The organism is Streptomyces sp. SID12501, from assembly GCF_010550245.1.
Taxonomy (GTDB): Bacteria; Actinomycetota; Actinomycetes; order Streptomycetales; family Streptomycetaceae; genus Streptomyces.
The window spans coordinates 1-488 of the sequence record NZ_JAAGLU010000487.1; the positions used below are offsets into that span (position 1 = coordinate 1).

General features: G+C 74.0%; 1 protein-coding gene. It reads left to right on the top strand.

The window, feature by feature from the left end; all coding sequences use genetic code 11:
- A partial coding sequence (locus G3I71_RS46905) for an endonuclease/exonuclease/phosphatase family protein (protein WP_343243302.1) occupies positions 1 to 488 on the top strand: 488 nt, incomplete at both ends.

Sequence of the window (488 nt, forward strand, 5' to 3'; positions counted from 1 at the left end):
ATCCTCGCCGACCCCCTCTCGCCCGACGAGTGGCACCTCGCGCACGAGGCCGGCCACGCCAAGGGGCGGGCGGGCGTCGCGATCGCGACCCGGCTGCCCATGAGCGCCGTGCGGATCGGGCTCGGCACGGGTGTCACCGGGGACGCCGGCCGGTGGGTCGAGGCCGACCTCGAGGTCGCGGGGGAGGACGGGACGCCCGCCCGGACGCTGACGGTCGTGTCGGCGTACCTGCACTCCGGGACGGTCGGGACGCCGTCGATGGACGAGAAGTTCGCGTTCCTCGAGCACGTCACCGCGCGGCTCGCCGAGCTCGCGGCCGACGGGCGTCTCGCGGTGGTCGCGGGCGACGTGAACATCGCGCACCGCGAGGTCGACATCAAGAACTGGCGCGGCAACGTCAAGAAGGCGGGCTTCCTGCCCGAGGAGCGTGCGTACCTCGACCGCTGGTTCGACGAGCTCGGGTGGCGCGACCTCGGTCGCGAGCACGG